A 25,171-nucleotide genomic window follows, 5' to 3' on the forward strand; every position below is an offset into this window, starting at 1 on the left:
GGTTCAGGCGGGCGGGGACGGCGGATCGAGTACCAGCTTGATCCGGCGGTGGCGCCGGCCCTTCTTCTGCACGTTGGTGACGGTAATCGGGCCGACCTCGGCGGTCGAGCGGACATGGGTTCCGCCGCAGGGCTGGCGGTCGATCCCGCCGATCCGCACCACGCGCAGCCCCTCGGCCGAGGCCGGCGGCGGGGCGGCATCGACGGTGCGGACCAGGGGGACGCCGACGTCCTGAGCGCACTCGATCACGATCGGCTCGTCGCGCGCGACCAGTTGGTTCAGCCGCCTGGTAAGGTCATCGCGGTCGATCGTGTCCTCGAGGTCGAAATCCAGTCGGCCGTATTCAGGAAAGATCGCGCAGCCCGTCACCGGCGCGTCGATCGCGCTGCACAGCAGATGCAGGCAGGTATGCATCTGCATCAGGCGATAGCGCCGCGGCCAGTCGATCCGGGCCACCACCCGCCGCCCGGTCAACACTACCCCGGGCGGCGGGGTCAGCACATGCAGGATCCGCAGCCGCCCTGGAATGTAGCGGGTGTCCGCGACCGGCAGGCACAGCCCGTCCTCGAACAGCAGGCTGCCGGTGTCACCGGGCTGGCCGCCGCTTTCGGCGTAGAACACCGTCTGTTCCAGGCAGACGCCGCCGTCGCTCTGATCGACCACCACCGTCTCGATTTCGCTCAGGTAGGAATCGGCTTCGAAGCGCTTGATGGTCGGAATGATCGACATGGCGTCCTCACTGATCGCGGCCGGATGGGGTGGGCATCACTTCGTCGAGGTAATCGGCACCATGGTCGTAGACGGGGCAGGCATGCGCCAGCCGGTGCATTTCCACTCTGACGACGTCATGAGTCTTTCTGACGAGTTTTTCCATGACAGGCGCTCCAGACGTTATTGGCCTCGTTTGGCGAAATAGAGCCCGACCAGACAAATCGTGATGCCGACGATCTGGCGGACGGTCAGGGTCTCGTGGAACAGGATCCAGGCATAGATCGCCGCGACCACCGGCTGCATCAGCACGAGCACCGATGACAGCGCGACCGGCACCGGGCGCAGGCATTGCGCCAGCATCCCCTGCCCGACCACATGCGACAGCACCGCGAGCCCGACCAGCGGCGCCAGATCCTCCAGCCCGGTCGGCACCAGCCGCTGTTCCAGCAGCAGCGCCAGCGGCACCAGGGTAGACAGGCAGCCGAGGCTGCTGAGATACAGGATCCGCCCTGGGCCGAAGCGGCGGCGCAGTCGGCTAACCAGCAGCAGATACAGGCCGTAGAACACCGCCGTCAGCAGCGCCAGCCCGTCCCCCAGCGCCGAGGCTAGCGAGGCCTGCAGCGAGGCCGACAACAGCAGAGTGACCCCGCACAGGGTCAGCGCCAGCCCCACCAGGAACGAACGGCGAATCCGCTCGCGATAGAGCAGCACCGACAGCGGCACGACGACGAACGGCACCAGATTTGCCAGCAGGTTGGCATTGGCCACCGTGGTGTAATGGAACGAGATGTTCCAGAAGGTCAGGTCCAGTCCGAGCAGCGCCCCCGCCGCCCACAGCACCACCAGATCGCGCCGCTCCAGCCGGGGGACGGCCCGGGGCGCCCGTCTCCGTTCCAGCGCGTCCCAGCCATAGACCAGCGGCAGGGCCAGCAGGATCCGCCACGCCCCGGTGGCGATCGGATCGAGCGGGCTGAGCTTGACGAAGATCCCGCCGGTGGCGAGGAAACACACCGCCAGGATCACCCCCGCCACCGCGATCACGTCGGGAGAGGCCTGCCCTATCACGGCGGCGGACGACGAACTGTCGGAGGGACTCAAATCATCGCTCCTTCCTGGGGGGAAACGCGCGCCGGAAAACCGGCCGACGACATCCATCGATTGATTCGCGCGTTGATTTGACTATCAATCAGCCATATTGTCCGAATCAATGAAAACATTGTGTGGCAAACAATGTGGGTTCCCGACCTGAGAAACCGCCATCCGGTCCGCTATCTCGCCATCGTCGAAGCCCTGGCAGAGGCCATCGCGCGGGGCGCTTTGCGGCCGGGCGACCGCCTGCCGACCCATCGTGAACTGGCGTGGCGGCTGGGGGTCAATGTCAGCACGGTGACGCGCGCCTATGTCGAAGCGACCCGGCGCCATCTGATTTCCGGCGAGGTCGGCCGGGGCACCTTCGTACTGTCGGAAAGCCGCGAGGCGATGCTGTTCGGGCTCGACAGCCCGGCAGCCGCCCTGGCGGCGAGAACGATCGACCTGTCGGTCAATATTCCGGCCAGCCCCGGCGACGCCGTCGACGCCGCCGAGATCGAAGCCACCCTGGCCGATCTGGCGGCGCGGCAGCGTCTGGGCGGGACGCTGGGCCATCCCTCCGCCGCCCTGATCGCCCAGGCCCGGATCGCCGGTGCCACATGGCTCGCAGCGCGCGGCCTCGACATCCGGCCGGGCGACGTGATCCCCACCGCCGGCGCGCAGCAGGCCCTGCTCGCGGTGCTGCTGGCTTTATGCCGACCGGGCGACCCGGTGCTGGTCGAGGACCTGACCTTTCCTGGAATCAAGGCGCTGGCCCGCCAGCTCGCCCTGCCGCTGCACGGCGTGGCGACCGATGGAGAGGGTATCCTGCCCGACGCGCTCGACCGCGCCGCCCGCGCCACCTCGGCCCGGGTGGTGGTGGTGGTGCCGGCGTTGCAGAACCCGACCGGGGCGACGATGGGCGCGGCCCGCCAGCAGGCGGTGGCCGAAATCGCCCGCCAGCGCGGCCTCCAGGTGATCGAGGACGATGTCTACGGGATGCTGGCCGAGACCCCGCCACTGGCCCGGCTTCTGCCCGAGACCTGCACCATAGTGACCAGCCTGTCGAAATGCGTCGCCGGCGGCCTGCGCTTCGGCGTGATCGCCGGTACCAGCGCGGCGGTGCGGGCGGTGGCGGCCGAACCGCAGACCACGCTGTGGCCGCTGGCGCCGCTGATGATCGAGATTGCCTGCCGCTGGCTGGAGGACGGCACCGCGCAGCGGCGGGTCCGCTGGCAACGCGAGGAGATCGCCGCCCGCTACCGGCTGGCCCGCCGCGCCCTGCCCGGCCGCCCCGAAGGCGATCCCCGCCCCAGCCCGCATGTTTGGCTGACCCTGCCGACCGAGGACCCCGACCCGGCCGCCCTCTGCCGCCGGGCCGGACTGGAGGTGGTGCCGGCGGCAACCTTCGCGGTGACGCGCGAGCCGCCGCAGCGGATCCGGGTCAGCCTGACCGCCGCCGCCAGCCGCGCCGACCTGAGCCGAGCCTTGGACCGCCTCCACCGCCTCGGAGCGGCGTGGTCACGGTAACGGCCCGGGGAACAAAGGAAAAATACGGGCGTGCCTGCGCCGGACGAATGGATCGTGGTGTGATGAATAGGAACCGCCGCCTCCGGAACAATCCGCCGTAACAGCGGAGCGGGCACAGCCAATTGATCTAAATTAACTCTTTGAAGCTTCAGAACTCGTGTCGTCTCCTCGCCGAGACGCCAAATTCCAAAAAGCTGAATTCGCCAGGAACCGACCGTTACGGTCGCGATCCGGCCTGCTTTCTTCCCCAAAGATGTCTTTGTTCCGGCTTGCTAAATGCGATGGCCGGATTGTAGCCTCCGATGATGGAACATCATCGACGCTATTTTTTCTGCGGCATCGGCGGCAGCGGGATGCTGCCGCTGGCCCTGATCGTCCAGCAACGAGGCACCCGTGTCGCCGGATCGGACCGGTCGCTCGATCAGGGGCGCAGCCCCGCCAAGTTCGACTTTCTGCGCGCGCACGGCATTGACCTGTTTCCCCAGGATGGCAGCGGGATCGTCGACGGGGAAACCGTGCTGGTTACCTCGGCCGCGGTCGAGGAAACCGTTCCCGACGTCCAGGCCGCCCGTCGGGCTGGCGCGACGCTGACGACGCGGGCCGAACTGCTGTCCGACCTGTTCAACGCCGCCCCCCGCTCGGTCGGGATCGCCGGGACCAGCGGCAAATCGACCACCACCGGGATGGTCGGCTGGCTGTTGCGTCAGGCCGGGCAGGACCCCACCATCGTCAATGGCGCGGTGATGCGTAATTTCGTCACCGCCGACACTCCGTTTGCCAGTTCGCTGGTGGGTGGCGACGATCTGTTCGTCGCCGAGATCGACGAAAGCGACGGCTCGATTGCCCGCTATCGCCCCGATGTCGCGGTGCTGAACAATGTCGCGCTCGACCACAAATCAATGGAGGAACTGCGCCGCCTGTTCCGCGACTTCATCGCCAAGGCCCGGATCGCGGTGCTGAACCTCGACAATGACGAGACCGCCGCTTTGGCAACGACGATCCCGCCCGAACGGCGTCTGACCTATTCGCTGTCCGATCCCGCCGCCGATCTGTTCGCCACCGACATCGTTCCCGCCCGCGACGGGATTGCCTTTACCGTCCGCGACGCGGCCGGGGGAGCTTGGCCGGTTCGTCTGCTGGTGCCCGGACGCCACAATGTCGCCAATGCCCTGGCGGCACTGGCGGCAGCGTTGGCCTGCGGCATCGCTCTTGACCGGGCGGCGGCGGCCCTGTCCGGCTTTGCCGGAATTCGCCGCAGGCTTGAGGTGGTGGGGAGTGCGGGTGGCGTCACCGTCATCGACGATTTCGCCCACAATCCCGATAAGATCACCGCGACCCTCGCCACCCTCCACGATTTCCCCGGACGGCTGCTGATCTTGTTCCAGCCCCATGGGTTTGGGCCGTTAAAGCTGATGCGAGAGGGCTTTGCCGGTTGCTTCGCCGATCATCTTCGGCCCGACGACGTGCTGGTGATGCCCGATCCGGTCTATTTCGGCGGCACCGCCGACCGTGCCGTCACCAGTGCCGATATCGTTGGCGATATCGTGGCGCGGGGCCGCGACGCCCGCTTTTTCCCCGAACGGGCCGCCTGTGGCGAGGCGCTGCTGACGCTGGCGCGTCGCGGCGACCGCATCGTTGTGATGGGAGCGCGTGATGATACCCTGTCGAGCTTTGCCGAAGACCTGCTGCGGCGGCTGGAATAGAGCCGAAGATTAATCGCAGGCCCCGTCGCGGCCCAGCCGGATCTGGGCGGCACGGGCGGCGATCAGTCCGGCGCGGCGGCTGACGGCGGCGGAGGGGCGCGCCGCCGAGCGGTCGAGCGGGGCGGGCAGCACGGCGGTGAGCAACGCCGCCTCGCGCGGGGTCAGCAATGCGGCGGGCTTGCCGAAAAAGCGCAGTGACGCCGCCTCGGCTCCATACAAGCCCGGCCCGAACTCGGCGATGTTGAGATAGACCTCGAGAATCCGCCGCTTCGGCCACAGCCCTTCCAGATAGAGGGTCAGATAGGCCTCGGCCCCCTTGCGGACAAAGGTGCGGCCCGGCCACAAAAAGACGTTCTTCGCCGTCTGCATCGAGATGGTGCTGGCCCCCAGCACCTTGCCGCCGTCTTCATAGCGGTCGATCGCATTGTCGATCGCGTCCCAGTCAAAGCCCCAATGAGTGCAGAATTTGGCGTCTTCCGAGGCGATCACGGCGCGGCGCAGGTGGGGCGAAATCTGATCGAGCGAACGCCAGGTCTTGTCGAGGCCATAGCCCTCTACGACGCGCAGCAGCATCAGCGGCGTCACCGGCGGCGGCACGATCCGAAACAGCAGGGCCAGCGCGAGGGGCAGGCCGATCAGAAGGCCGAGAGCACCCACGACAAGTCGCCGCCGGTTGCGCTGCCACCACGGCCCGGGATGGAGCGTTAACGACATAACCCCATCCTGAGCACCCGTGAAGCCTCCCCCGATTGAGCGATTTGTGCGACCATAGCATTGATGCCGAACTCGCCGCGACGTCCTGGCGCTTCTTCGCCGCCGCTTTCTCCGGCCCGGCCGGTGAGTCCTCCGCCTCGCGTCGCGGCGGAACCCAAAGCCCGTCCCCGTCGCCGCCCGCCCCGCCGCAAGAAACGACCCCATCGTCTCCGCCTCTGGCGCGACCGGCTGGTCCGGGTCTGGCGGGGGATCAACCGTGTGCCGCCGCTGATTCTGACCGCTGTGTTGCTGACGGTACTGGCGAACGTGATTATCGGAATCAACATCGCCCACTGGGTGATCCGCAAGCCGACCGAATTGTTGCTGCCGGTCAGCGATCATTTCGTCAAAAGCCCCGAAGAAACCTGGGAGAGCTATGATGATCTGTTCCGTCGTTTTTCCACCGCCGCGATCTCGCCCGAAATGCTGGCGGCGCTGGCTCAGGTCGAAAGTGCGGGCAACCCGGCGGCACATACCTATTGGCGCTGGGATGTCGAGGCCCCCGATCTGTTCGGCATCTACCGCCCCGCCTCCAGCTCGGTCGGGATGTATCAGATGACCGAACCGGCCTATGCCGAGGCCGAACGGTTCTGCATCCGCGATCACCGCGTCATGACCGCCGGGACCGGGGCTGAGTCCTGCCGCCCGGCGGGAGGCTATTCCCGTGTCCTGCCCGCCCATGCCGTCGAACTGACGGCGATTTACCTCGACCGCGCCGTTGCCCGCGTGCTGGGCGACCGCCCGGGGCGCAGCGCCACGCCCCAGCAGAAGCAGGACACCGCCGCGTTGGTCCATCTGTGCGGCCCGACGGTGGCGAAACGCTTTGCCCAGGGCGGATTCCGCCTGACGCCCGGCGAGACTTGCGGCGACCACGATCCCGCCGATTATCTCGCCCAGGTCAACGCCCTCGCCCGCCGCTTCAAAACCCTGGCCGCGAAGTGACGCCGGGTCGGTTGGATGGGGTTTGCCGCATTCGATCAAGAGACTTGAAATGCGTTCCGTCGCAATGTGAAGAAACAGAGAGGATGTGGGTGTAACCTCAGCATCTGCACTCTGCGGCGGGGTCTAAAAAACAGGGGGTATCTTTGCGGGCCGTTATCGTTTCGGGAGCCAATGCAGCGTATTATCCCTTGCTTGAGGGGCTGATCGGATCAATTCGCGCGACGGGGGGACAGGCGGTCGATCTTGCCGTTCTCGACCTCGGTTTGACCGGGCACCAAAGAAAAGACCTCAAACGCGACGGAGTGCGGATCATCAATCCGAAATGGGATTGTGACCTCAATACCTTCGCGGCTCGCCCAGACAATTTCTTCAAGGCGATGACGTCCCGGCCACGTCTGCCCGACTACCTTCCCGAATACGACGTGGTGATGTGGATCGATTCCGATTGCTGGGTTCAGGATTGGTCGGCCGTGTCCCTTTTTCTGGAAGCCGCAGAACGAACGGGATTTGCCGCCGTTCCGGAGATCGACCGCTCCTACACTCCGTTCATGGCCAACGGCGCGATACTCGAATGGGTGTTCTCGTGTTTTGGCCGCTGCTTCGGGCGCGAGGCGGCGATGCGCTTCGGGCATTACCCGCTGATCAATAGTGGCGTCTTTGCCGGGCGGGCCGACGCGCCGCATTGGCGGGCCTGGGCAGAGGCTCTGGATGCCGCCTTGGCCCAATTGCGCGAGCCTTACTTTTTCTCGGAGCAGACCGCGCTTAATTTTGCGATCCGGGCGCATGGGCTGCCCTTTGCCGCGCTGCCTGCGCGGTGCAATTGGGTTTGCGGACGCAGCCTGCCCGCCACGACCGATGGCGTGACGCTGTGCGACCCCAATCCTCCGCACGACGGGTTGGGAATCGTCCACCTCACAGCGGGGACGAAGAACGGTCTGCGCCCGGTCGTGGGGATCGACGGGACGATGTATCACCGTTCGCTTCGCTGGAACGGTCACGACCCGGCCCGTGTCGGGGCCGATATCCGCCGCGACTGAGCTTAGGGGGGGGAGCGTTATTACCCCCTTCTTGTTGGGCATGGCAGCCAGAACGAGAAAGCATGAACGGCCCACCGGGCCGTGCTGTTATCTATATTGCAGCGCAGCATCGGAGGGCTGGGAAATGCTCCGAGAATGGATTCAAAATATTTCAACGTTTATGCTGAACCAGATAGTGTCCGATCGCGGTCACATCGGATCCTATATATGGAACCTGGCCCAGGAAGAGCTGGTGCGACGCTATCAGCTTGCAGCATAGTTATACCCGGTCGGCTTTCCAGATGAGGCGGGGAAACGGAGTGCCGGTTCCTTGGGAAAGTTTTGAAACATTACAAAACAATCATCCACCCGCCACGATGCGGTAACCCGACCGCCGGTAATCTCTCTTCATAAGCTTCTCGAGCCTCAGCCACTCGAACTCCTCCAGTGAAAGCCCCTCCACCACTCCCCCTGGTGCGGGGGTTTTCCGTTTGGGTTCGGCACCGTCTGTTGCCCCGGCGGTTCGATCGTGCCACGATTCCCGCCAGATCAGGCCAGCAGGGGGAATCGCGACCATGACCGACCGTCCACAAATCCGCCGCCGGACCGCGGCCGACAGTGCGCAGAAATGGGTGGCTCTTGTCTCGGCCCCGGTCTTTTTCCTGATTGCCGGAACCCTTGCCAATGGCGGATTGGAAACGGTCAGCACCGTCTTTGCGATCCTGGCGATGGCGATGCCGGCGGTTTTCGTCGGACTGGTGATCCGGGATTGGCTGCGGGCGGTGCGGGAGCGGCGCGAGGAGGATACCCCGCTCTGACCGCTTGACTCGCAGTAACTGCCCGGGCAATATCTGCCTAGGCAGTGATTAGAGAGTCCAATGGCCCCGGTTGTTCCCCCAACCACCCCGATCTATAACGCCGAAAATTACACCTCGGCCCGCAACATCGCCCGCCACATCATCGACATCGCGACCGATATGCGAGCGTCGATCGACCGGCGGGTGACTCCGCTTGGCATCAGCGGGGCGCAATGGGTGGTGTTGGTACGTATCGCCAGCGGTGTCGGGGCCAGCGCGGCGGAATTGTGCCGGGCGATTGGCTATGACAGCGGATCGATGACCCGCATGCTCGACCGGCTGGAGAAGCGGGGGCTGATCTATCGCAGCCGCAGTGTCGAAGACCGCCGGGTCGTCGAACTGCACCTGACCGATCTGGGCCGGGAATTGTACCCGCAACTGACCACGATCGCGATCGACACCCTGAACTGCTTCCTCAAGGATTTCACCTCTGCGGAAGCGGACATGTTGATGGGCTTTCTCGACCGGGTCAAAGCGAACGGCACCAGCGAATAACCTCCCTTTTTTGATGATATAGCTGCCTAGGCAGTGACAGTTAAGGCAACCTTTTAAGGGACCGAACCGATGAACAAGGCATCCGTGGCCACGACATCGCTGCTGGCGCTGCTTGTGGCGGGCTGTGCCAGTTGGGACGAGATCGACCGCCAATCAGCGCTGACCGACGCGAACGCCCTGCCCCTGGCCGCGACGGCCGGCCCCACGGCCGAGGCCGCGCCCTGGCCCGCCGAGGATTGGTGGCGCGGCTATCGCGATGAACAACTGAATCAGTTGATCGACGAAGCGTTAGCCGGGAATCCCTCGCTGAAGGTTGCCTCGGCCCGAATCCGCCGTGCCGCCGCCCAGGCCGGTCTGGCCGAATCCGATTTGTACCCCCACCTCGATGGCAACGGCTCGGTAATCGAGCAGCGTTTTAACAAGAACGACGTCTATCCCGACACCCTGGCGGGCAAGGTCCGGACCGCAAACCGGGTCGGGCTGACCGGCTCTTACAGCCTCGATCTGTGGGGCGGGCGCGAGGCCGAGTATCTTTCCGCGTTGGGGCAATTGCGCGCCAGCGAGATCGATGCCCAGGCGGCCCGGCTCGACCTTGCCGCTGCGATCGCGCAAACCTATGTCCGTCTGGCCGGAGAGTTCGATCAGCTCGATATCAGCCGCGATCTGTTGCGGCAGAAGCAGGAGATTCAGGCCCTCAACGCCAGACAGGTCCGGGCTGGGTTGGTCACCGAGGTCGAAACCCGTCAGGCCGAGGCCGCGATCGCCACCGCGCAGGCCGAGATTGTCGCCAGCGAGGACCGGATCACCCTGTTGCAACACGATCTGGCCGCGCTGGTCGGCAGCGGTCCCGACCGGGGCAGGACGATCGGGCGGCCCAGCCTGACCGTAGCGGCTCCGCTGGGGCTGCCCTCGGCCCTGCCCGCTGAATTGATCGGCCGTCGTCCCGATATCGTCGCCCAGCGCTGGCGGATCGAGTCGGCAACCCGAAGCGTCGATGCCGCCAAGGCCCAATTCTACCCCAATGTCGATCTGTCGGCCTTCCTCGGCTTCAAATCGATCGGTCTGTCCCAGTTCCTGACTGCAAGCAGCGTGATGGTCGGCGGCGGCCCGGCGGTGACCTTGCCGATCTTCGACGCCGGACGGCTGCGCAGTTCCCTGGCCGAGGCGAACGCCACTCTCGACATCTCGGTCGAACTCTATAACGGGGCCATCGTCGACGCATTGCGCGAGGTCGTCGGTTATCTGACCTCGTGGCGGGCCAATCAGATCCGGCTGGAGCACGATCGCCACGCGGTGACTCATCTGGAAGAGGCTTACCGGCTGGCGTTCCTGCGCTACCGCGAGGGATTGACCAATTACCTGACCGTTCTGTCGGCAGAAGGCGACCTGATCGCGGAACGCCGCCAGGAGGCCGCGTCACGCAACCGTCAATACAGCCTTTCGATCGGACTAGCGCACGCCCTGGGCGGAGGCTTTGCCCCCCAGGTTCTGCCCCCGTCGTAACCTTGCCCAAGGACGTTTTGTCATGATCGACACCCCCTCCCCTTCCGCAACAGATGAGCGCAACCGCCGCCGCCGCACCCTGCTGATGTCCACCGCCGCCTTGGCCTTCACCGGCCTGGGCGTCGCCTATGGGCTTTATTGGTGGACCAGCGGCCGTTTCGATATGGCGACCGATGATGCCTATGTCGCGGGCAATGTCATTGCGGTCTCGCCCCAGATTTCCGGCACGGTGACCGCAATCTATGCCGACGATACCGATTTCGTCGAAGCCGGGCAGGCTCTGGTCGCGATCGACCCGGCCGACACCCGGCTGGCGCTCGATCAGGCCGAGGCGACCCTGGCCGAAACGGTGCGCCAAGTCCGGGCGCTGTTCAGCCAGGACGGCGCCCTGGCCGCGACGGTCTCGGCCCAGCAAACCACGCTGGCCCGGTTAAAGGCCGATCTGGCCCGCCGTCAGCGGCTGGCCGATACCGGCGCGGTCTCTGCCGAAGAGCTGAAACATGCCCGCGATGCGGTCGAGCAGGCGGAGGCCCAGCTTGCCAGCGCCCGCAAGCAGCAGGAAACCAACCGCGTCCTGATCGACATGACCGGATTGACCAACCATCCCCGCGTCGTTCGCGCCGCCGCCCAGGTGCGCGAAGCCTATCTGGCCTGGCGGCGGACCTCGGTTCCGGCACCGATCTCCGGTCAGGTCGCCCGCCGCGCCGTCCAGGTCGGCCAGCGCACCACGCCCGGCACTCCGCTGATGGCGATCGTTCCCTTAAACGAGGTCTGGGTCGATGCCAATTTCAAGGAAGGTCAGGTGGGCGAGATGCGGATCGGCCAGCCCGCTTTGCTGACCTCCGACATCTATGGCGACAAGGTGCAGTATCGCGGCACCGTGGTCGGACTGGCGGCGGGGACCGGATCGGCCTTTTCGCTGTTGCCCGCCCAGAACGCGACCGGCAACTGGATCAAGGTGGTCCAGCGGGTGCCGGTGCGGATCGCGCTTGATCCCGTCGATCTTGCTTTGCATCCGTTGCGGGTCGGGCTGTCGATGGAGGCCCACGTCTCGGTGCGCGATCAGGACGGTCCGCAGCTTTCGACCGGGCGCCAAAGGGACATCGTGGCGCAGACCGGCGTGTTTGCCGATCTCGACCACGATGCCGACGCGCGGATCGAGGCCCTGATCGCCCGCAACGTCCGCGACGAGCCGACCGTTTCCGGCTCGGGCCGTCGCTGACCGCCGGTTTGGGCCGCATCGGAGACGAATCATGCCCCCTCCCTCCTTTCCGCCGTTGACCGGCTCTCGGCTGGTGCTGGCCACCGTGGCCTTGTCGCTGGCGACCTTCATGAACGTGCTCGATACCACCATCGCCAACGTGGCGCTGACCACCATTGCCGGGGATCTTGGCGTCAGCGTCAGCCAGGGAACCTGGATCATCACCTCGTTCGGCGTGTCCAACGCGATCGCCGTGCCGCTGACCGGCTGGCTGGTCGGCCGGGTCGGGCAATTGCGGCTGTTTCTGTCGGCGGTGGTGCTGTTCGTCGTGCTGTCGCTGTTGTGCGGCTTGGCCACCAACCTTGAATCTCTGCTGCTGTTCCGCTGCCTTCAGGGATTGGTGGCGGGGCCGATGGTGCCGTTGTCCCAGGCCCTGTTACTGCAATGCTATCCCAAGGCCAAGGCCGGGATGGCGATTGCCCTGTGGTCGATGACGACGACGGTCGCCCCGGTGATGGGGCCGGTTCTCGGCGGCTGGTTGACCGACAACGTGTCCTGGCCGTGGATTTTCTACATCAACCTTCCGATTGGTCTGGTCGCGGCGTGGTTCACCTATGCCACGTTGAAAGGCCGCGAAAGCGAAACCAAGAAGTTGCCGATCGACACCATCGGTCTGTCCCTGTTGGTGCTCTGGGTCGGGGCGACTCAGATCATGCTGGATAAGGGCAAGGAGCTTGATTGGTTCAATTCGACGACGATCGTGGTTCTGGCCATCGTCGCTGTCGTCGCCTTTACCTTTTTCCTGATCTGGGAACTGACCGAAAAGCATCCGATTGTCGATCTGACCCTGTTCAAGGGCCGCAACTTCACCACCGGAACCATCGCGATCACCCTGGGCTATGCCGTGTTCTTCGGCAATCTGGTCCTGATCCCGATGTGGCTGCAAAGCGTGATGGGCTATACCGCGACATGGGCCGGTCTGGTCACCGCGCCGATCGGATTGTTCTCGATCCTGCTGTCCCCGGTGATCGGGCGGACCATCCACAAGGTCGATCCCCGGCTGTTCGCCACCTTTGCCTTTTTCGTGTTCGCGCTGTGCAGCTTCTGGCGCGGGACGTTCAGCCCCGACGTCGCAATGTGGGACATCGCCGCCACCCATCTGGTGCAAGGGTTCGCGATGGCGACGTTCTTCATCGCCTTGACCACGGTGATCCTGTCGGGGTTGGAGCAGCAGCGGATTCCCGCCGCCTCGGGTCTTTATAACTTCATGCGAATCATGGCGGGCTCGTTCGCGGCCTCGGTCTGGACCACGCTGTGGGACAACGGCTCGACCCGGCACCACGCTTATCTGACCGAAAGCGTCACCGCTTATTCCGAACCGACCACCCGGTTCGTCGCGCAGACCCAAGCCATGGGCTTCACCGCCGCGCAGAGCGATCGACTGCTCGATGGCGAGGTGATGCGCCAGTCCCTGATCCTGTCGATCAACGACCTGTTCTGGCTGTCGGGCCTGCTGTTCCTGGGGCTGATGGGCTTGATCTGGCTGTCGCGTCCGGTTCGCCAGGGAACACCTCCCGCCAAGACCGGCGGGGAGCGTTAAAACAATGGAGGGCACCATGCAAATCGATCCGAATCCGATAAACGCGCAGCCTCCAACCGGGTGGCGGCTGTGGTGGCTGGCGGTGCGCCCCCGCACCCTGACGATCTCCGTCGCTCCGGTGATTGCCGGGACCGCGTTGGCTTGGTCCGACCTTGGCCGGGTCGATCCCGGTCCCGCCCTGGGGGCGCTGGCTGGGGCCATCCTGATTCAGGCCGGAGCCAATCTGCACAACGACGCCGTCGATGCCCTGCGAGGGGGCGATCTGCCGATTCGGCAGGGTCCGGCCCGGGTCACCGCACGCGGCTGGATTCCGGCTGGGCGGGTGATTGCCGCGGCGAAGCTCTGCCTGGGCCTGGCCGCGCTGGTGGGGCTCTATCTGATCGCCTGCGGCGGGCTGCCGATCCTGGCTTTGGGGGTGGCGTCGCTGATCGGCGGCTGGTGCTATTCGGGTGGGCCGCGCCCGATTTCCTACACGCCCTATGGCGAGTTGTTCGTCGTCGCCTTTTTCGGAATCGGCGCGGTCGGAGGCAGCTATTTCCTCCAGACCGGCACGGCGTCGCTTTTGTCGATCGAGGTCGGGCTGGCGATCGGCCTGTTCGCCGCGGCGGTGCTGATGGTCAACAATTACCGCGATATCGAAGCCGACCGTCTGGCCTGGAGAAACACCCTGGCGATCCGGGCGGGTACCCGGGCCAGCCAGGTTCTTTACGGCTTGTTCCTGCTGATGCCGTTCGTCCTGCTGGCCGGTCCGACCGGCCCGACCGGGGGGTGGGTGACGCTGGCGGCGCTGCCGCTCGCCATCGGGCTGATCAGCCGCTTTGTCTCCGAACCGCGCGGCCCCGCCTTCAATGCCATTCTCGGCAAGACCGCCAAATTGCAGGTGATCGTCGCCCTGCTGTTCGCCGCCGGGACAGGTCTTGGCCTGTGATCGAGAGGCGGCCCCGTCGGCTGGCGGTCAGGTGAGTTCGCGCAAGGTCAGCAAGGCCCCCGAGGCGAACAGTAGCCAGACCAGCAGCCGACGGAACTGCACGTCGGTCAGCCGACGAAACATCCAGATACCGATATGGACGGAGCCCAAAGTGGCGGGAAGCGCAATCGCGATCATGATCAGCGTGTCCGGGGTGTAATAGCCCCGCCACGCGAACAGGGCGACGGCGATCCCCAAGATCGTCACGTTAAAGGGGCGGAGCACGGCGCTGGTTTCGCTCTTGGTCCAGGACTGCATCGCGCACCACATCGTCGGCAGCGCCCCGGACAGCGACGCCGCCCCGCCCAGCACTCCACCGAGAAAGCCGACCAACGCGTCCACGACCAGCATTGGGCGCTCGATCTGGGGAAGAGTGCGACGGAACGCGAAAAACGCGCCGTACAGCAGCATAAATCCGGCAATCACCAGCTTTAGCACCGATGCCTCGACCAGCCCCAGCGCCGCCGTCCCCAGCGGAAGCCCGACCAGCGCTGGCAGCAGAAACCGGGCGAGACGGGTGCCAACGCGGAGATCGCGGCGGATGAGCCAGAGGCTTTGAAGACCGCTCACCACCGACATTGCGGCAACGATCGCAACCGCCTGCCATGGCGGCATCACCTGAAGCCAGATGCCAAGCGACAGCAGAGCGGTGCCAAATCCGGCCAGACCGTTGATGAAGCCGCCTGCGGCCGCCCCGGCCAGCAGGGCGAGAGCAAATTCAAACGACACGAGCCCCCCCTTCTTCGCTCGCCGCTGCCGGTTTTCCGGCGACGCGACGTGAGGCCTCGACCCGGTTCCCCAAGGCTTCGCTCACCCTTGGTTTCGTTGGGGATTATGGTCTGCGGGAGGGGTGGTCGTCTTTCCAGAAATCGATCAGAATCTACGCGGGGTCGATGGCGTCTTATACGCCCGTGTCGCCGGATTCGCCGCAGCGTCCGGCCTCACGGCTAGTTTGAGTAGGTCTCGCACCGGTCGATGTCTTCCAGCATCGTGCTCCGAGGCCATTGGGGCCCGAATAACCCGTTCAGGGTGTAAACGGTCACCAAAGAGGTGTCCGGATTTTGTGGCGAGGGCGATGCCTCGATCACAGAAAATAGTTCGCTGCCGAAAGATACACGCCTTACATAGGAGATACGAAAGACCTGTGATTTCACATTGTCGCTTCGATACATTGTTCCTGGAAAGGAAAAATCTTTGGTGCGTGTTTGCCAGATGCATTCGCCAAGTCTGTCATATTTCATTTTCGACGGCAGCGTGTAAGCGGGGCCGCGCTGTTTGAACTCCTGGACATTGTTCGTTCCGCAGGCCGCCAGGGCGACCAGCATCGCGGCGGACGCCAGCAGGCGAAGGGGCGTGTTTTTCATCGGCCTGACCTTGGATTTGCACGGTGTCGTCATGAAGCTCTCTATGGGATAGGTCCTGACGGTGCCGCCGGATTCGTGGCGACGTCTGGTCCAGCGGCTAGTTTGAGTAGGTCTCACACCGATCGATGTCTTCCTGCACCCAACTCTGGGGCCATTGCATTCCGAACAGACTGTGCATCGTGTAAACAGTTACCAGAGAATTGTCCGGATTTTGCGGCGAGGGCGATGTCTCGATCACGAAAAGTAATTCGCTGGTGAGCGAGATATTCTTTACATATGAAATACGAAAAACCTGAGATCTAACATTTTCGTTTCGAAACATCGTTCCGGGAAAAGACATATCTCTCGAGCGTGTTTGCCAAAGACACTCGCCGATTCTGTCGTATTTCATCTTCGATGACAGCGTGTAAGCAGGGCCGTGCTGCTTGAACTCCTGGACATTGTTCGTTTCACAGGCCGCCACGGTGACCAACATCGCAGCGGAAGCCAACAGGCGAAAGGACGTGTCTCTCATTGGCCTGACCTTGATTTACACATGGTCGTCATCGAACTCTCTATTTGGTAGGTCCTAACCGTGATGTAGGTGCCCTTTTGATTTAAGATGATATATAAAATCTTCCTTTCTTTATCTGCGGTGCAGATCACACTGAACCCATAGTTTGTCACGTAGGGAATAAAAGCATCGTCAAGTTGACTTTGAAGGCTTCTCCCCCCGTAGTTCGATGAAAGCAGCCGGTATGTACTGGGAGGAATATTTTCCAGAAACGTAACCCGATTAGGTTGATAGACCGGGTCGTCGTTCCGTAAAATTGATATTATGGCATCGGAATAGTATGTTAATTTCTCATCATCTTGATAATAGGTGCATGCCGACATCAGCGGCATGGCGCACAAAAATACCAAAAAACTTGAGATTTTTCTGAATGAATTGGAGTTTAACTTCCAATCTCCAGCATTGCTGTATTTTTTATCTATCACTTATTCATCGAATCCTGGCCGCGACACCCATCATGATGGTCACTAGCATGCGGCTAGATTGCAATCAATAGGTAACATCACCACCCATGTGGCGGTTACCATTGGTTTGTTTGGTCGTAGTCGTCTTTCCATTCGCCTCCCGTTTGAGAAATCGGCGGGGGCAAGCTGTCGTTTTCGAGGGGGAAGAGCAAACGGCTTGGCGTGCCGTGCGAGACGCATGCGTAATGACCTGCCGAACAACCGGCAAGGCTTTGAAAACACGATGATTTGCGGAACAAGTGGTGCTTGGCGTCCCGGAAGGGATTCGAACCCCTGACCTACGGTTTAGGAATTAGTGTAAACCCCTTTCACGGGGCTTCACTGGGGCTCATTAATTAGCTTGCTACTCCAGCAATATCAACGATATGTTCGTCACCGGGGTTCACACCGTCCCTACCCCCGTCACGACAAAACTAGGGACAGGCTAGGGACAGGATCGGGCAACGAATATGGCATCCCCTTGGATAACCGTTGCTCCGGGCATCCGGGCTCGCGACCACGACACCCGCAAACATGGGGTAAAACTCGATCGATATTTTACCGTCCGGTTTTCGGCAGGCGGTCGCCAGATCGAGGAGGCTTTGGGATGGGCCAGCGAGGGGTGGACGCTGAAACGCGCGCAGGAAGAACTGGGCAAGCTGCGCGAGGCCCAGCGCACGGGCGAAGGTCCCGCCACCCTGCGCGAGCGGGCCGAGAAGAAGCGAGCTGACGAGGATGTCGTTCGCCGTGAGACCTCCCGCGCAGCCGAAGCGCTCGCCCAGTTGGAGCGGCAGGAGAAGACCGTAACGGAGTTGTGGGAACGCTACCTCGCGGAAGTCGTGGCGGTCGAGAATCGTGGGCGAACCGTTGTCGACAAACATCGGATTTGGTCGAAGCGCATTCAGCCTGCAATCGGTGCGCTGAAGATCAAGGACATCACCGAAGCTGATGTCGTCGCCCTGGTACATGCCCCTTTCAAATTTGACAAAGCGGGTCAGGTCGTCGGCGGCAAAGCCGAAGCGGCGAACATATACCGGTTTCTGCACCACCTATTCGTCAAGGCAAACGCCTGGGGACTGCGGCCCCAAGAACTCGGCAATCCCCTTCAGAATGTCCACGAACCGAAGGTCAAGCGCCGCGAACGGCTGCTGACCGGCAGCGAGATCGGCGCGTTGATGCGGGTGCTGGACGAAGCGGTGACCGAGGATAGCGAACACGTTCAGGTCTCCGGGGTGATCCGCGCCGCGATCCTGACCGGGGCCAGAATCACCGAGTTGCTGACCCTTCGTTGGGATGCCGTTCGGCGTGAAGACATGGAATTGAACCTCGCCGATACGAAGACGGGATTCTCCCGCCGCCCTATGTCTGGCGAGACCTTGAACCTTCTCGACAGCCTGGGGCAAATGCCCGGCAGCGCATTTGTTTTCAGAGGGATCGAAGACCCGACCAAGCCGCTTGACTATTATTATGTCAACAAAGCTTTTGGCCGCTTCACCGCTGCCGCTGGGATCAGCGGCGTCAGTTTGCACACGATCCGGCATTGGTTTGCAACGATGACAGCGAACAGCGTCAGCAACCCTCGGGTTGGCATGGCGCTGACCGGCCATAAGAGTCATCAGGCATACATGACCTACATCCATGGCGACAAGGAACAGGCGCGCGCGCTGGCCGACCAACTGGCCGCGTTATCACGGGGTCTGGGCCAAGCCCAGCCGAAGGTTATTGAGATTACACACGCCAAAAAGAAGGCGTGACACCGACCGCGCCCGGCGGCACCGGGCAATAGAGCGACCGACCGGGGTGTTACCAGCACCCCGACCGGCCTGACCACAAAACGAAAACGGAGTTCGAATCATGGCTGCTTTTAATGTAACACAATCTCCCTCTATCCCCGTCACCAGCCCGATCACCACCGCGTTCGCCGCATGGCGCGCCGGGTGGGAACAGTCCGAGGAAGGCTCGGACGCGCTGTCGGCGTTGGAAGACTGCATTCAGGCTGCGCCTGCCGCCTCTTTCGGCGACATCGCCGCCAAGCTGGCGCTTGCGCTCGACGGCAAGGACGTTGGTGGCGATGTCCAGGCCCGCTGGATGTTGGGCGCATTCCACGACGTATTGCGGCTGGCTGGGGTCTCGGAGCCCCTTGCCGCCGCCGCCTGAACCTGACCGCGCGCCGGGCCTGGGTGTCGGTCCTGCCGCGCCGAACTCGTTATTAATGAAGGGAGCCGAAACAGTCGGCTCCCTTTTTTTATCCCCGCCGCCCGCCCTAGCCGCAATTCCAGCCACCAGAACCCGCCATAGTTGAAGGCGAGCCCCGGTCAGTTCGTGAAACTCCAGATAGCTGGAGTGGTTAGTGATAGCCAGGGATATCTAGATACAACAAAACGCATCACAAGGCTGTTATTCTAAAAAATGCATTTATGCATAATAACGGCGACCGCCGTAAATCTCTGGACTCTCATTTATTTTCACGACTAGTCTCCGCCAATCCCCGGTGAACGGCGATGAAGAGAGGAGACGAACCGTGAATGTTGTTGATGAACTTAAGGCAGTCTTGCCCCCGATCTTTGCGGGGACCGAACTCGACGGGTTGACGGGAAAAGCGATCCGCTGGCGGACGATCCAGAACCGGCGCGCCAACCGCGCCCTGCCCGACGATCAGCGCCCGCCGGACGAAGCGTTCGCCCGTTCGGGGACCAGGGTTCTTGTGCGCCGTGACATCTTCCTTAATTGGTGGGGCGCCACCCTCACCTCCGCCGCGAACTGAAAAAACAACGAAAATCCCCGCTGGCTCGACGTCAGTGGGGATTTCTTGGGAGAAAAAATCTACATGACCACTTCCGCTAAAAAGCTGGCCATCGGCATGACCCCCGGCATCTCCGAGGGTTATACCGCTGGCCAGCGCCCCCTGATCCGTCCCGCTCGAATCATCGACACCGTCTGGGCCGAGATCGAAACCCCTTTGCCCGCGCGGATCGAGCCGCCGCTCGCCGCGATCATCGCGGCGATCACCGAGACCGTCGCCCGCTGCTACGACCTCCTGGATGAAAAACTCCTGGATGCCAGCGCCGAAGAAAATTTCGGCGGGGACATGTGGCGAAGGTACCGCTTCGTCGAGGCGGCGGACGCTGCCTGGGCGGCTGCCCGGTGGACCCGTGACAACCATTTCGGGTCGATGGGCGCGCTTCATCTTGAGGAAATCTACCGGATGGCTCCTGCCGCCCTGGCGGGCTGGACGGCGGCCTTGGCCCAGATCGGCCACGAGTTGAACGCGTTCCGGTCGAAGCCCCACCCGCGCCCGGTCGAGGCTAACGCGCTTCTCCGCCGTGCCCAGGCGCTGTCGCAGGAGCTGTAGCGATGAACGCCCCCGCCACCCTCACCGTCCCCACCACTACCAACCCCAGGGCGGCGGGGGACTGCGCCCTGACGATCTTGTGGCCCTACGGGCGCAACCCGAAGCCAATGACGAAGGTGTTCATAAAAGACTCGGCAGGGAATATCTCTAAGTCTTCATACAGCCGAGTGAAGAACTTCGTTGCTCGCGGCGGCTGCGATGTTGGTGGCGGTCACATTGTCAACATCCGCCAGTTGGCTAGACTGCTGGGCCGCATCGAGCAGATGCCGACAGCGACTGTTGTGCGCGGTGTTCTGCTCGATACGGCCAGCCTCAATTGCACGGCCCGCCGTCTGAACGACACCGCCTCGGGCCGCGCCACTTTTCGCGCGGTGGACCAACGCTGGTTGATGATTGATGTCGACGGCGTTGACTGCCCCGCTGGCGTCGACCCCGCCACTGATCCCGAGGACGCCGTAGAGCACTTGATCGGGCTGCTTCCCGCAGAATTCCATGATGCGTCGTGCCATTGGCAATGGTCATCATCCCAGGGCATGAAGGGCGACACCCTGTCCGCTCACTTGTGGTTCTGGCTCGACCGCCCAATTAGTGACATCGAACTGCGCCGTTGGGCGGAGGATTTCAACCAGCGGAATGGCAAGCTTATCGATCCTGCGCTGTTCAACCCGATCCAGCTGCATTACACGGCGGCGCCGATATTCAAAGACGGCATCCCTGACCCGATTCCCCGCCGATCCGGGCTTCGGGAGGGCCTTGACGACGAGGTGGCGCTGGTGCTGCCTTCGAAGCCCGAGAAGGCCGTCAGGAATTACGCCAGCGGCAGCACGGGCACCAGCGCCACCACCAGCATGGGTGGCGGTCTGGGTGTTGATGGCTACCTCGCAGAGATCGGCGGCCCGCGAGGATTCAGGATCCCGATCAACGCAGCGGTCGGCGCCTTTTTCGCGGCGAATGGCGCCGACGCCAATCCCGACACCATCAAGGCCCGGCTGCGGGCCGCCATCACCGCCGCCGATCCGGGCAGCCGCAGTAGTGGCGAGGTCGAGCGCTACGGGAGCGACGAATACCTCGACGGGATCGTCACCTGGGTTGCCGCTCGGCAAGCCGAGGGCGAGATTCGGCGCAGCCTTCCCCGCCTGCCCGCGCCCGATGCCCGCGCGGCGCGGCACCCTCCCCACTATCCGGCACCCGAATTCAAAGACGCCCAGGCGGCGGGCGAGGCGCAGAAAGCCGTGATCAGCGAATTCTTCACCGCTGCCAGCACCTTCGTCGCGGCCCGCAGAACGTTCGAGACCCGAAAGGCGGACGCCACCGCTGGCGCCGGTCTCGATCCCGAACTCGACACGCCCGATGACGCCCGGCAACGGGGAGGGCTGCGGGGTGCGATCACGCGCAAGGTCGGACTGGAGGTAATGGCTGAATTCGGAATTGCCGACCTTGACCACGGCCCGCGCATCCTGGCGTCGGGCGCCCAGGGGCTGGGAAAAACCGCCGCCGCGCTTCACGAACTGGCCGTTCTCGGCACCTTGGAGCAGGTCGCCGCAATCCGAATTCCGGGCGCGCGGATCGTCGTTTACGCAGCGACAAACGCGATGGCCGAGCAAATGGCCAGCGACTATCGGGCCATCGCGCCACCTTCATCGCTGCCGGGCCGAGTGCTTCGCGGGCGGGGTGCCCGCGATCCTGAGAGCGAAGGCGGCGACACGATGTGTTCCCGGTTCGGGGTCGCCAAGCGCCTCGCCGACCAAGGGTTGGAGGTCGCGCGCCATCTTTGTGACGACCGCGCGCAGTTGGGGCGGAAGCGTTGCAGCTTGATCGATGGGTGCAGCTACCAGTTACAGATCAAAGAAATTAGAGAAATGGAGGGTGTTGTCGTGTTCGCGAGTCACGAATACTTCTTCTTGCCCTCGGTCATCGGGACACCTGACATCGTTATCTGTGACGAGGACTTGGCACTGAAGGCGCCGGAATGCGTCTCGTTCCATCCCGAACGGATCACAGCATTGGGCGACTGGTGGACGGCGGCACATCGCACCCCCGAAGCCGCCGCCCGCGCGGCGGATTACTTGGAGGTTGCGCGAAAGGTCCAGTACGCGCTGGTCAACTGCCCCGGTGCCGAGCTCTTGGCTCTGCGGGACAGGGGGCTCGACGTTGCCGACTTCAAGGCCGCCGCGAGATTTCTTAAGGCGGTCGAGGACGGCGTTGCGGTGGAGATTCACCCCCGGATGGAGGACGGCGAGATCGACAACATTCTGGACGGGCTGGAGAAGTCGGAAGTGATCCTGGTCCATCGGTTGATGCACGCCATCGCCGTGGAAATGCCGACCGGGCGGCGAGGTCTGGTCGGTGTGACGTTCGATCCGAATTACATGGTCACGGTGAATGGAAAAAACGAACGCCAGCAGCGCGTCACCGTTCATTTTCTGCGCGACCCCCATCTCGCCCCCAGCATTCCCGCGCTGCTTTTGGACGGCACCGGCTCGTTGACACTGAATCGCAAGATATGGGGGGACGAGCTGGTCGAGCGGCGGGTTTCGGTTGAACGCAATGCCGAGACCACCCAGGTGGTGGGGAAGGGTTTCTCTCGGCTAAGCCTGACGGGCTGCAACCGCAAGGGTGAGGCGATCAGCTCGGCAAAAGTCGCCGAGGCCGCGAAGCTGCGCGGCGAGCTCTGCAAGACCATCGTCGCCCAGGTCGAGGCCGGGCATGGGCCGGTGTTCGTCTGCACATACTTACAGGCCTCGAAGCTGCTCGCCGCCGAACTGCCAGCCCCGATGTTGGCCGATCAGCTTGTTCGCTTTGGGCATTTCGGGGGACAACGCGGTCTGAACCGTTGGAAAGAGTGCAAGACCGCGATAATTGTCGGCAGGAACCAGCAGGCGCCGCACGATTACGAAGACACCGCCCGCGCGTTTTTCGCGGGCGACCTTGAACCGCTTCTGATTCTGCCGACCACAGCCGGTGACGACGATCAGGCCGACACAGCAAAATCTCGGGCCGCCAACCGGTTTGTCGAACAGTCGCGCGCTATCCGCCTGCGCGACGGCACGGTGAAGTGGGTCACCGTCGAGGTTCACCCCGATCTTCGGGTTCAGGAGATTGTCGACCAGACAAGAGAGGGGGAGGCGATGCAGGGCCTGGACCGCGTCCGACCGGTTTTCAACCGCCGCCGCCTGATCGTCATGGCGCCGCTGGCGCTGGATTTGACCGTCGACCACGTCGTCGAATGGTCCGACCTGATCGGGCGCCAGCACCACAGCTCGAAGGGCGCCCGGCTGGGGGCGGTGTTGGATCGGCACGGCCTGCTGCCCCTGTCGCCGCGTGTGTTGCACGAACTCGCGCCCGACGTGTTCAAGACACAGAAAGCGGCAGAGCATGCAGTGTTGCATATCGCGCCTTCGCAAAACCCGGCCCCCCGTCGAAGTGTGTCGTTGATCTTTCGCGTTTTCCGACCGAGACCGCGATCAAGGCCGGACTCGAGGCACTGCTGGGCGTCACTGTCGCCCACCTCTCGATGGGCGGCGATCCCGCGACCGCGCCAGCCCCCGAGCCGAAGGTCAAGCTTCCGCGTTTCCGACAGGTCAAAATGCGCGACGGCGCGATCATCTGGCTTCCCGATACCCATTGGATTTTCCACGCTGTGTCGATTACCAACGAAACCGCCGCAAAAAGCCGCGCCATCACCATCGTCCCGCCGCCCGCCAGCCGTGGCGCCCGCCTGTCAACTGGTCCGCATCGCATCGACCACCGCCGGGGCGGTGAGGTGGTCGGTCCTGGTCGGCTGCATCAGGCCCACGATCCCGCGCGCGGCATTCCGGGCGACCGGCAATTCCGGGACAGCACGAAAGCGGGGGCCTGCACCCGGCCCGCGCGCCCCCGCATCGTCCCGGTGGTCGAGGTGAACGTCCCGCCCGACAACCCGACCGCATCAGCGGTCGTTCATCTCGACATTCCGCTCATCGCGCCCCAGCCGAACAGCCCGCCAGCCCAGCCCGGCATCGTCAGGGCTGTTGTCGGCGCGGTACGACCCGCCATGCAGACGGCGGCGTCTGGTCCGAGCTATGACCAGATATTGGAACAAGTGACCGGCGGGTCGTTTGCCGACGACGAGGACCGCGCCGAAGCGTTGAGGCGCTGGCATGCCGCCGAACTGCCCGCCCAAGCCATGCGGGCGCCGCTGGGGGCAGGTAGATAGTTTCCGGCCACAGACACCACCCAGCCGCGAACTGCCGCCCAAGGTCCGCGCAGCCCTTTGGAATAGGTCGGCGCGGTCGGGCGAGACCGGGTGCGGGGTGGCGGAAGAGGTGGACGGGGTCAGGAGATTCGGCGCGGGGTCGTCGGCGACGGTTCTATATGCGACGGATCTGGACAGACCAGCTTCCTCAGCCGCTTTGGTGATCGCGCTTTTAGGGCGACCTCCACCGGCACCCTGGCCGACACCCTTGCGGGGAAGTTTCGTCCCAGTCTGGGACGAAACTTCGGCATCCCGTTCCGCGACCAATTTTGTCCACGCCTTGAAATGAGCCTTCTTCTGGGGCTTGGTCAGGTCGGCGCGGTGAAAGTTTTCGGCAATCTCGGCCAGCTTAGGCATTGATTGCGCGAAACATTTCCGGCGTGATATGGTCTCGCAACTACTTTTGGAGTTGCGCGTAACATGGGACGAAAAAGAGACGAGACCCCGAGCCCTGCCGCCCAGCGAATGCGCCTCGTGCGTGAACGGCGGGATCGTGGTGACACCGTGGTCACAATGCTGATCGGACAGGCAGCTGTTAACCGGCTGGTCGAGCGTGGCCTGCTCGATCCTGGGGCGGCTGGGGACGCGAACGCAGTGACGTCGGCGCTCTCCCGGCATCTCCGGGATTCGTTGTTTGTTTCACGAAACATTGAAGCCACCTAGGCCTGAATGTTTCCCGAAACAATCTGACGGGTGCGAGATGCGAGGTCGGCGGTAGGCGGGAATAGCACACACTTTCAAGCGTGTTACGCGTGCGCGCGCGAGACCAACCAGCGGCGCGCCCCTTCCCCGTCACCCGGCCAGGGTGCCATTGCGGCACCCGCGCTGAAAGAGCAATTCGGGACACAACACCCAGAAATAGGAATATTCCCCTACATC

23 protein-coding genes are annotated in these 25,171 nt (G+C 63.6%); 16 read left to right on the forward strand and 7 right to left on the reverse strand.

What is annotated here, in order from left to right; translation table 11 throughout:
- Nucleotides 1-3 precede the first annotated feature (3 nt).
- Genes K678_RS07230 through K678_RS07240 form a run of 3 tightly spaced genes read right to left on the reverse strand, consistent with a single transcriptional unit; the run spans nt 4 to nt 1,809 of the window.
- Nucleotides 4-729 carry an alanyl-tRNA editing protein gene (locus K678_RS07230; protein ID WP_021131805.1) on the reverse strand — a complete coding sequence of 242 codons (726 nt, stop codon included), beginning with the start codon at nt 727-729 and terminating at the stop codon, nt 4-6.
- 7 nt (nt 730-736) lie between these two features.
- Complete coding sequence (locus tag K678_RS18575; RefSeq protein WP_155804489.1) at nt 737-874, reverse strand: hypothetical protein; 138 nt, start codon at nt 872-874, stop codon at nt 737-739.
- Between the two features lie 17 nt (nt 875-891).
- Complete coding sequence (locus tag K678_RS07240; RefSeq protein WP_021131806.1) at nt 892-1,809, reverse strand: DMT family transporter; 918 nt, start codon at nt 1,807-1,809, stop codon at nt 892-894.
- 132 nt (nt 1,810-1,941) lie between these two features.
- Between K678_RS07240 and K678_RS07245 the strand changes: the two genes are divergently transcribed.
- Both K678_RS07245 and K678_RS07250 read left to right on the forward strand, forming a co-directional pair.
- On the forward strand, nt 1,942-3,309 hold the full coding sequence (locus tag K678_RS07245; protein WP_021131807.1) for an aminotransferase-like domain-containing protein: 1,368 nt from the start codon (nt 1,942-1,944) through the stop codon (nt 3,307-3,309).
- A gap of 302 nt (nt 3,310-3,611) precedes the next feature.
- Entirely contained in the window at nt 3,612-5,012 is a 1,401-nt protein-coding gene (locus tag K678_RS07250; protein WP_021131808.1) for a UDP-N-acetylmuramate--L-alanine ligase, read from the forward strand.
- A gap of 9 nt (nt 5,013-5,021) precedes the next feature.
- Here the strand turns inward: K678_RS07250 and mtgA are convergent, their stop codons facing one another.
- On the reverse strand, nt 5,022-5,726 hold the full coding sequence (gene mtgA / locus K678_RS07255; RefSeq protein ID WP_021131809.1) for a monofunctional biosynthetic peptidoglycan transglycosylase: 705 nt from the start codon (nt 5,724-5,726) through the stop codon (nt 5,022-5,024).
- Between the two features lie 123 nt (nt 5,727-5,849).
- Here mtgA and K678_RS07260 point away from each other — a divergent pair, with 123 nt between their 5' ends.
- The 8 genes from K678_RS07260 (at nt 5,850) to menA (ending at nt 14,307) form a co-directional block, all read left to right on the forward strand.
- The gene (locus tag K678_RS07260) at nt 5,850-6,707 is read left to right on the forward strand and encodes a lysozyme family protein (RefSeq protein WP_196802550.1); all 858 of its coding nucleotides are present in this window, start codon (nt 5,850-5,852) and stop codon (nt 6,705-6,707) included.
- A 143-nt stretch (nt 6,708-6,850) separates the two neighbouring features.
- Nucleotides 6,851-7,744: a glycosyl transferase family 2 gene (locus K678_RS17655; protein ID WP_021131811.1), complete on the forward strand. Its 894-nt coding sequence runs from the start codon at nt 6,851-6,853 to the stop codon at nt 7,742-7,744.
- Between the two features lie 554 nt (nt 7,745-8,298).
- Nucleotides 8,299-8,541 (forward strand): hypothetical protein, encoded by a 243-nt coding sequence (locus tag K678_RS07275; protein WP_021131813.1) that lies wholly within the window; start codon nt 8,299-8,301, stop codon nt 8,539-8,541.
- Nucleotides 8,542-8,601: 60 nt separating this feature from the next.
- Complete coding sequence (locus K678_RS07280) at nt 8,602-9,075, forward strand: MarR family winged helix-turn-helix transcriptional regulator (RefSeq protein WP_021131814.1); 474 nt, start codon at nt 8,602-8,604, stop codon at nt 9,073-9,075.
- Nucleotides 9,076-9,144: 69 nt separating this feature from the next.
- Nucleotides 9,145-10,578 carry an efflux transporter outer membrane subunit gene (locus tag K678_RS07285; RefSeq protein ID WP_021131815.1) on the forward strand — a complete coding sequence of 478 codons (1,434 nt, stop codon included), beginning with the start codon at nt 9,145-9,147 and terminating at the stop codon, nt 10,576-10,578.
- A 22-nt stretch (nt 10,579-10,600) separates the two neighbouring features.
- Nucleotides 10,601-11,800: an HlyD family secretion protein gene (locus K678_RS07290; protein WP_021131816.1), complete on the forward strand. Its 1,200-nt coding sequence runs from the start codon at nt 10,601-10,603 to the stop codon at nt 11,798-11,800.
- A gap of 31 nt (nt 11,801-11,831) precedes the next feature.
- Nucleotides 11,832-13,379 (forward strand): DHA2 family efflux MFS transporter permease subunit, encoded by a 1,548-nt coding sequence (locus K678_RS07295; RefSeq protein WP_021131817.1) that lies wholly within the window; start codon nt 11,832-11,834, stop codon nt 13,377-13,379.
- Between the two features lie 16 nt (nt 13,380-13,395).
- On the forward strand, nt 13,396-14,307 hold the full coding sequence (menA, locus tag K678_RS07300; RefSeq protein WP_051185869.1) for a 1,4-dihydroxy-2-naphthoate octaprenyltransferase: 912 nt from the start codon (nt 13,396-13,398) through the stop codon (nt 14,305-14,307).
- A 27-nt stretch (nt 14,308-14,334) separates the two neighbouring features.
- Here the strand turns inward: menA and K678_RS07305 are convergent, their stop codons facing one another.
- From K678_RS07305 to K678_RS07310, 3 genes are all read right to left on the reverse strand, one after another.
- The gene (locus K678_RS07305) at nt 14,335-15,075 is read right to left on the reverse strand and encodes a sulfite exporter TauE/SafE family protein (protein WP_021131819.1); all 741 of its coding nucleotides are present in this window, start codon (nt 15,073-15,075) and stop codon (nt 14,335-14,337) included.
- A 218-nt stretch (nt 15,076-15,293) separates the two neighbouring features.
- Nucleotides 15,294-15,710 carry a hypothetical protein gene (locus tag K678_RS18580; protein WP_155804490.1) on the reverse strand — a complete coding sequence of 139 codons (417 nt, stop codon included), beginning with the start codon at nt 15,708-15,710 and terminating at the stop codon, nt 15,294-15,296.
- A gap of 97 nt (nt 15,711-15,807) precedes the next feature.
- Complete coding sequence (locus tag K678_RS07310) at nt 15,808-16,224, reverse strand: hypothetical protein (RefSeq protein WP_021131821.1); 417 nt, start codon at nt 16,222-16,224, stop codon at nt 15,808-15,810.
- Nucleotides 16,225-17,176: 952 nt separating this feature from the next.
- Here K678_RS07310 and K678_RS07315 point away from each other — a divergent pair.
- From K678_RS07315 to K678_RS18585, 6 genes are all read left to right on the forward strand, one after another.
- On the forward strand, nt 17,177-18,460 hold the full coding sequence (locus K678_RS07315; protein ID WP_021131822.1) for a tyrosine-type recombinase/integrase: 1,284 nt from the start codon (nt 17,177-17,179) through the stop codon (nt 18,458-18,460).
- Nucleotides 18,461-18,560: 100 nt separating this feature from the next.
- Nucleotides 18,561-18,863, forward strand: coding sequence for a hypothetical protein (locus K678_RS07320; protein ID WP_021131823.1), 303 nt, complete (start codon nt 18,561-18,563; stop codon nt 18,861-18,863).
- 364 nt (nt 18,864-19,227) lie between these two features.
- Nucleotides 19,228-19,470: a hypothetical protein gene (locus tag K678_RS07325; RefSeq protein ID WP_021131824.1), complete on the forward strand. Its 243-nt coding sequence runs from the start codon at nt 19,228-19,230 to the stop codon at nt 19,468-19,470.
- A 63-nt stretch (nt 19,471-19,533) separates the two neighbouring features.
- A complete protein-coding gene (locus tag K678_RS07330; protein WP_021131825.1) occupies nt 19,534-20,058 on the forward strand; it encodes a hypothetical protein in 525 nt (174 codons plus the stop codon).
- A 2-nt stretch (nt 20,059-20,060) separates the two neighbouring features.
- A complete protein-coding gene (locus K678_RS07340; RefSeq protein WP_155804491.1) occupies nt 20,061-23,960 on the forward strand; it encodes a hypothetical protein in 3,900 nt (1,299 codons plus the stop codon).
- A complete protein-coding gene (locus K678_RS18585; RefSeq protein ID WP_155804492.1) occupies nt 23,957-24,253 on the forward strand; it encodes a hypothetical protein in 297 nt (98 codons plus the stop codon). The genes K678_RS07340 and K678_RS18585 overlap by 4 nt, the downstream gene beginning before the upstream one ends.
- Nucleotides 24,254-25,171: the final 918 nt, after the last annotated feature.

This window comes from Magnetospirillum fulvum MGU-K5, from assembly GCF_000442515.1.
Classification (GTDB): Bacteria; Pseudomonadota; Alphaproteobacteria; order Rhodospirillales; family Magnetospirillaceae; genus Phaeospirillum; species Phaeospirillum fulvum_B.

Excerpts from the sequence above, each read along its gene's own strand:
- K678_RS18580 (WP_155804490.1), bottom strand. The coding sequence starts at position 15,710 with ATGAAAAACACGCCCCTTCGCCTGCTGGCGTCCGCCGCGATGCTGGTC.
- menA (WP_051185869.1), top strand. The coding sequence starts at position 13,396 with ATGCAAATCGATCCGAATCCGATAAACGCGCAGCCTCCAACCGGGTGG.
- K678_RS07315 (WP_021131822.1), top strand. The coding sequence starts at position 17,177 with ATGGCATCCCCTTGGATAACCGTTGCTCCGGGCATCCGGGCTCGCGAC.
- K678_RS07310 (WP_021131821.1), bottom strand. The coding sequence starts at position 16,224 with ATGAGAGACACGTCCTTTCGCCTGTTGGCTTCCGCTGCGATGTTGGTC.
- K678_RS07280 (WP_021131814.1), top strand. The coding sequence starts at position 8,602 with ATGGCCCCGGTTGTTCCCCCAACCACCCCGATCTATAACGCCGAAAAT.
- K678_RS07250 (WP_021131808.1), top strand. The coding sequence starts at position 3,612 with ATGATGGAACATCATCGACGCTATTTTTTCTGCGGCATCGGCGGCAGC.
- K678_RS07230 (WP_021131805.1), bottom strand. The coding sequence starts at position 729 with ATGTCGATCATTCCGACCATCAAGCGCTTCGAAGCCGATTCCTACCTG.
- K678_RS07320 (WP_021131823.1), top strand. The coding sequence starts at position 18,561 with ATGGCTGCTTTTAATGTAACACAATCTCCCTCTATCCCCGTCACCAGC.
- K678_RS07290 (WP_021131816.1), top strand. The coding sequence starts at position 10,601 with ATGATCGACACCCCCTCCCCTTCCGCAACAGATGAGCGCAACCGCCGC.
- mtgA (WP_021131809.1), bottom strand. The coding sequence starts at position 5,726 with ATGTCGTTAACGCTCCATCCCGGGCCGTGGTGGCAGCGCAACCGGCGG.
- K678_RS07330 (WP_021131825.1), top strand. The coding sequence starts at position 19,534 with ATGACCACTTCCGCTAAAAAGCTGGCCATCGGCATGACCCCCGGCATC.
- K678_RS07285 (WP_021131815.1), top strand. The coding sequence starts at position 9,145 with ATGAACAAGGCATCCGTGGCCACGACATCGCTGCTGGCGCTGCTTGTG.
- K678_RS07340 (WP_155804491.1), top strand. The coding sequence starts at position 20,061 with ATGAACGCCCCCGCCACCCTCACCGTCCCCACCACTACCAACCCCAGG.
- K678_RS07275 (WP_021131813.1), top strand. The coding sequence starts at position 8,299 with ATGACCGACCGTCCACAAATCCGCCGCCGGACCGCGGCCGACAGTGCG.
- K678_RS07295 (WP_021131817.1), top strand. The coding sequence starts at position 11,832 with ATGCCCCCTCCCTCCTTTCCGCCGTTGACCGGCTCTCGGCTGGTGCTG.
- K678_RS18575 (WP_155804489.1), bottom strand. The coding sequence starts at position 874 with ATGGAAAAACTCGTCAGAAAGACTCATGACGTCGTCAGAGTGGAAATG.
- K678_RS07245 (WP_021131807.1), top strand. The coding sequence starts at position 1,942 with ATGTGGGTTCCCGACCTGAGAAACCGCCATCCGGTCCGCTATCTCGCC.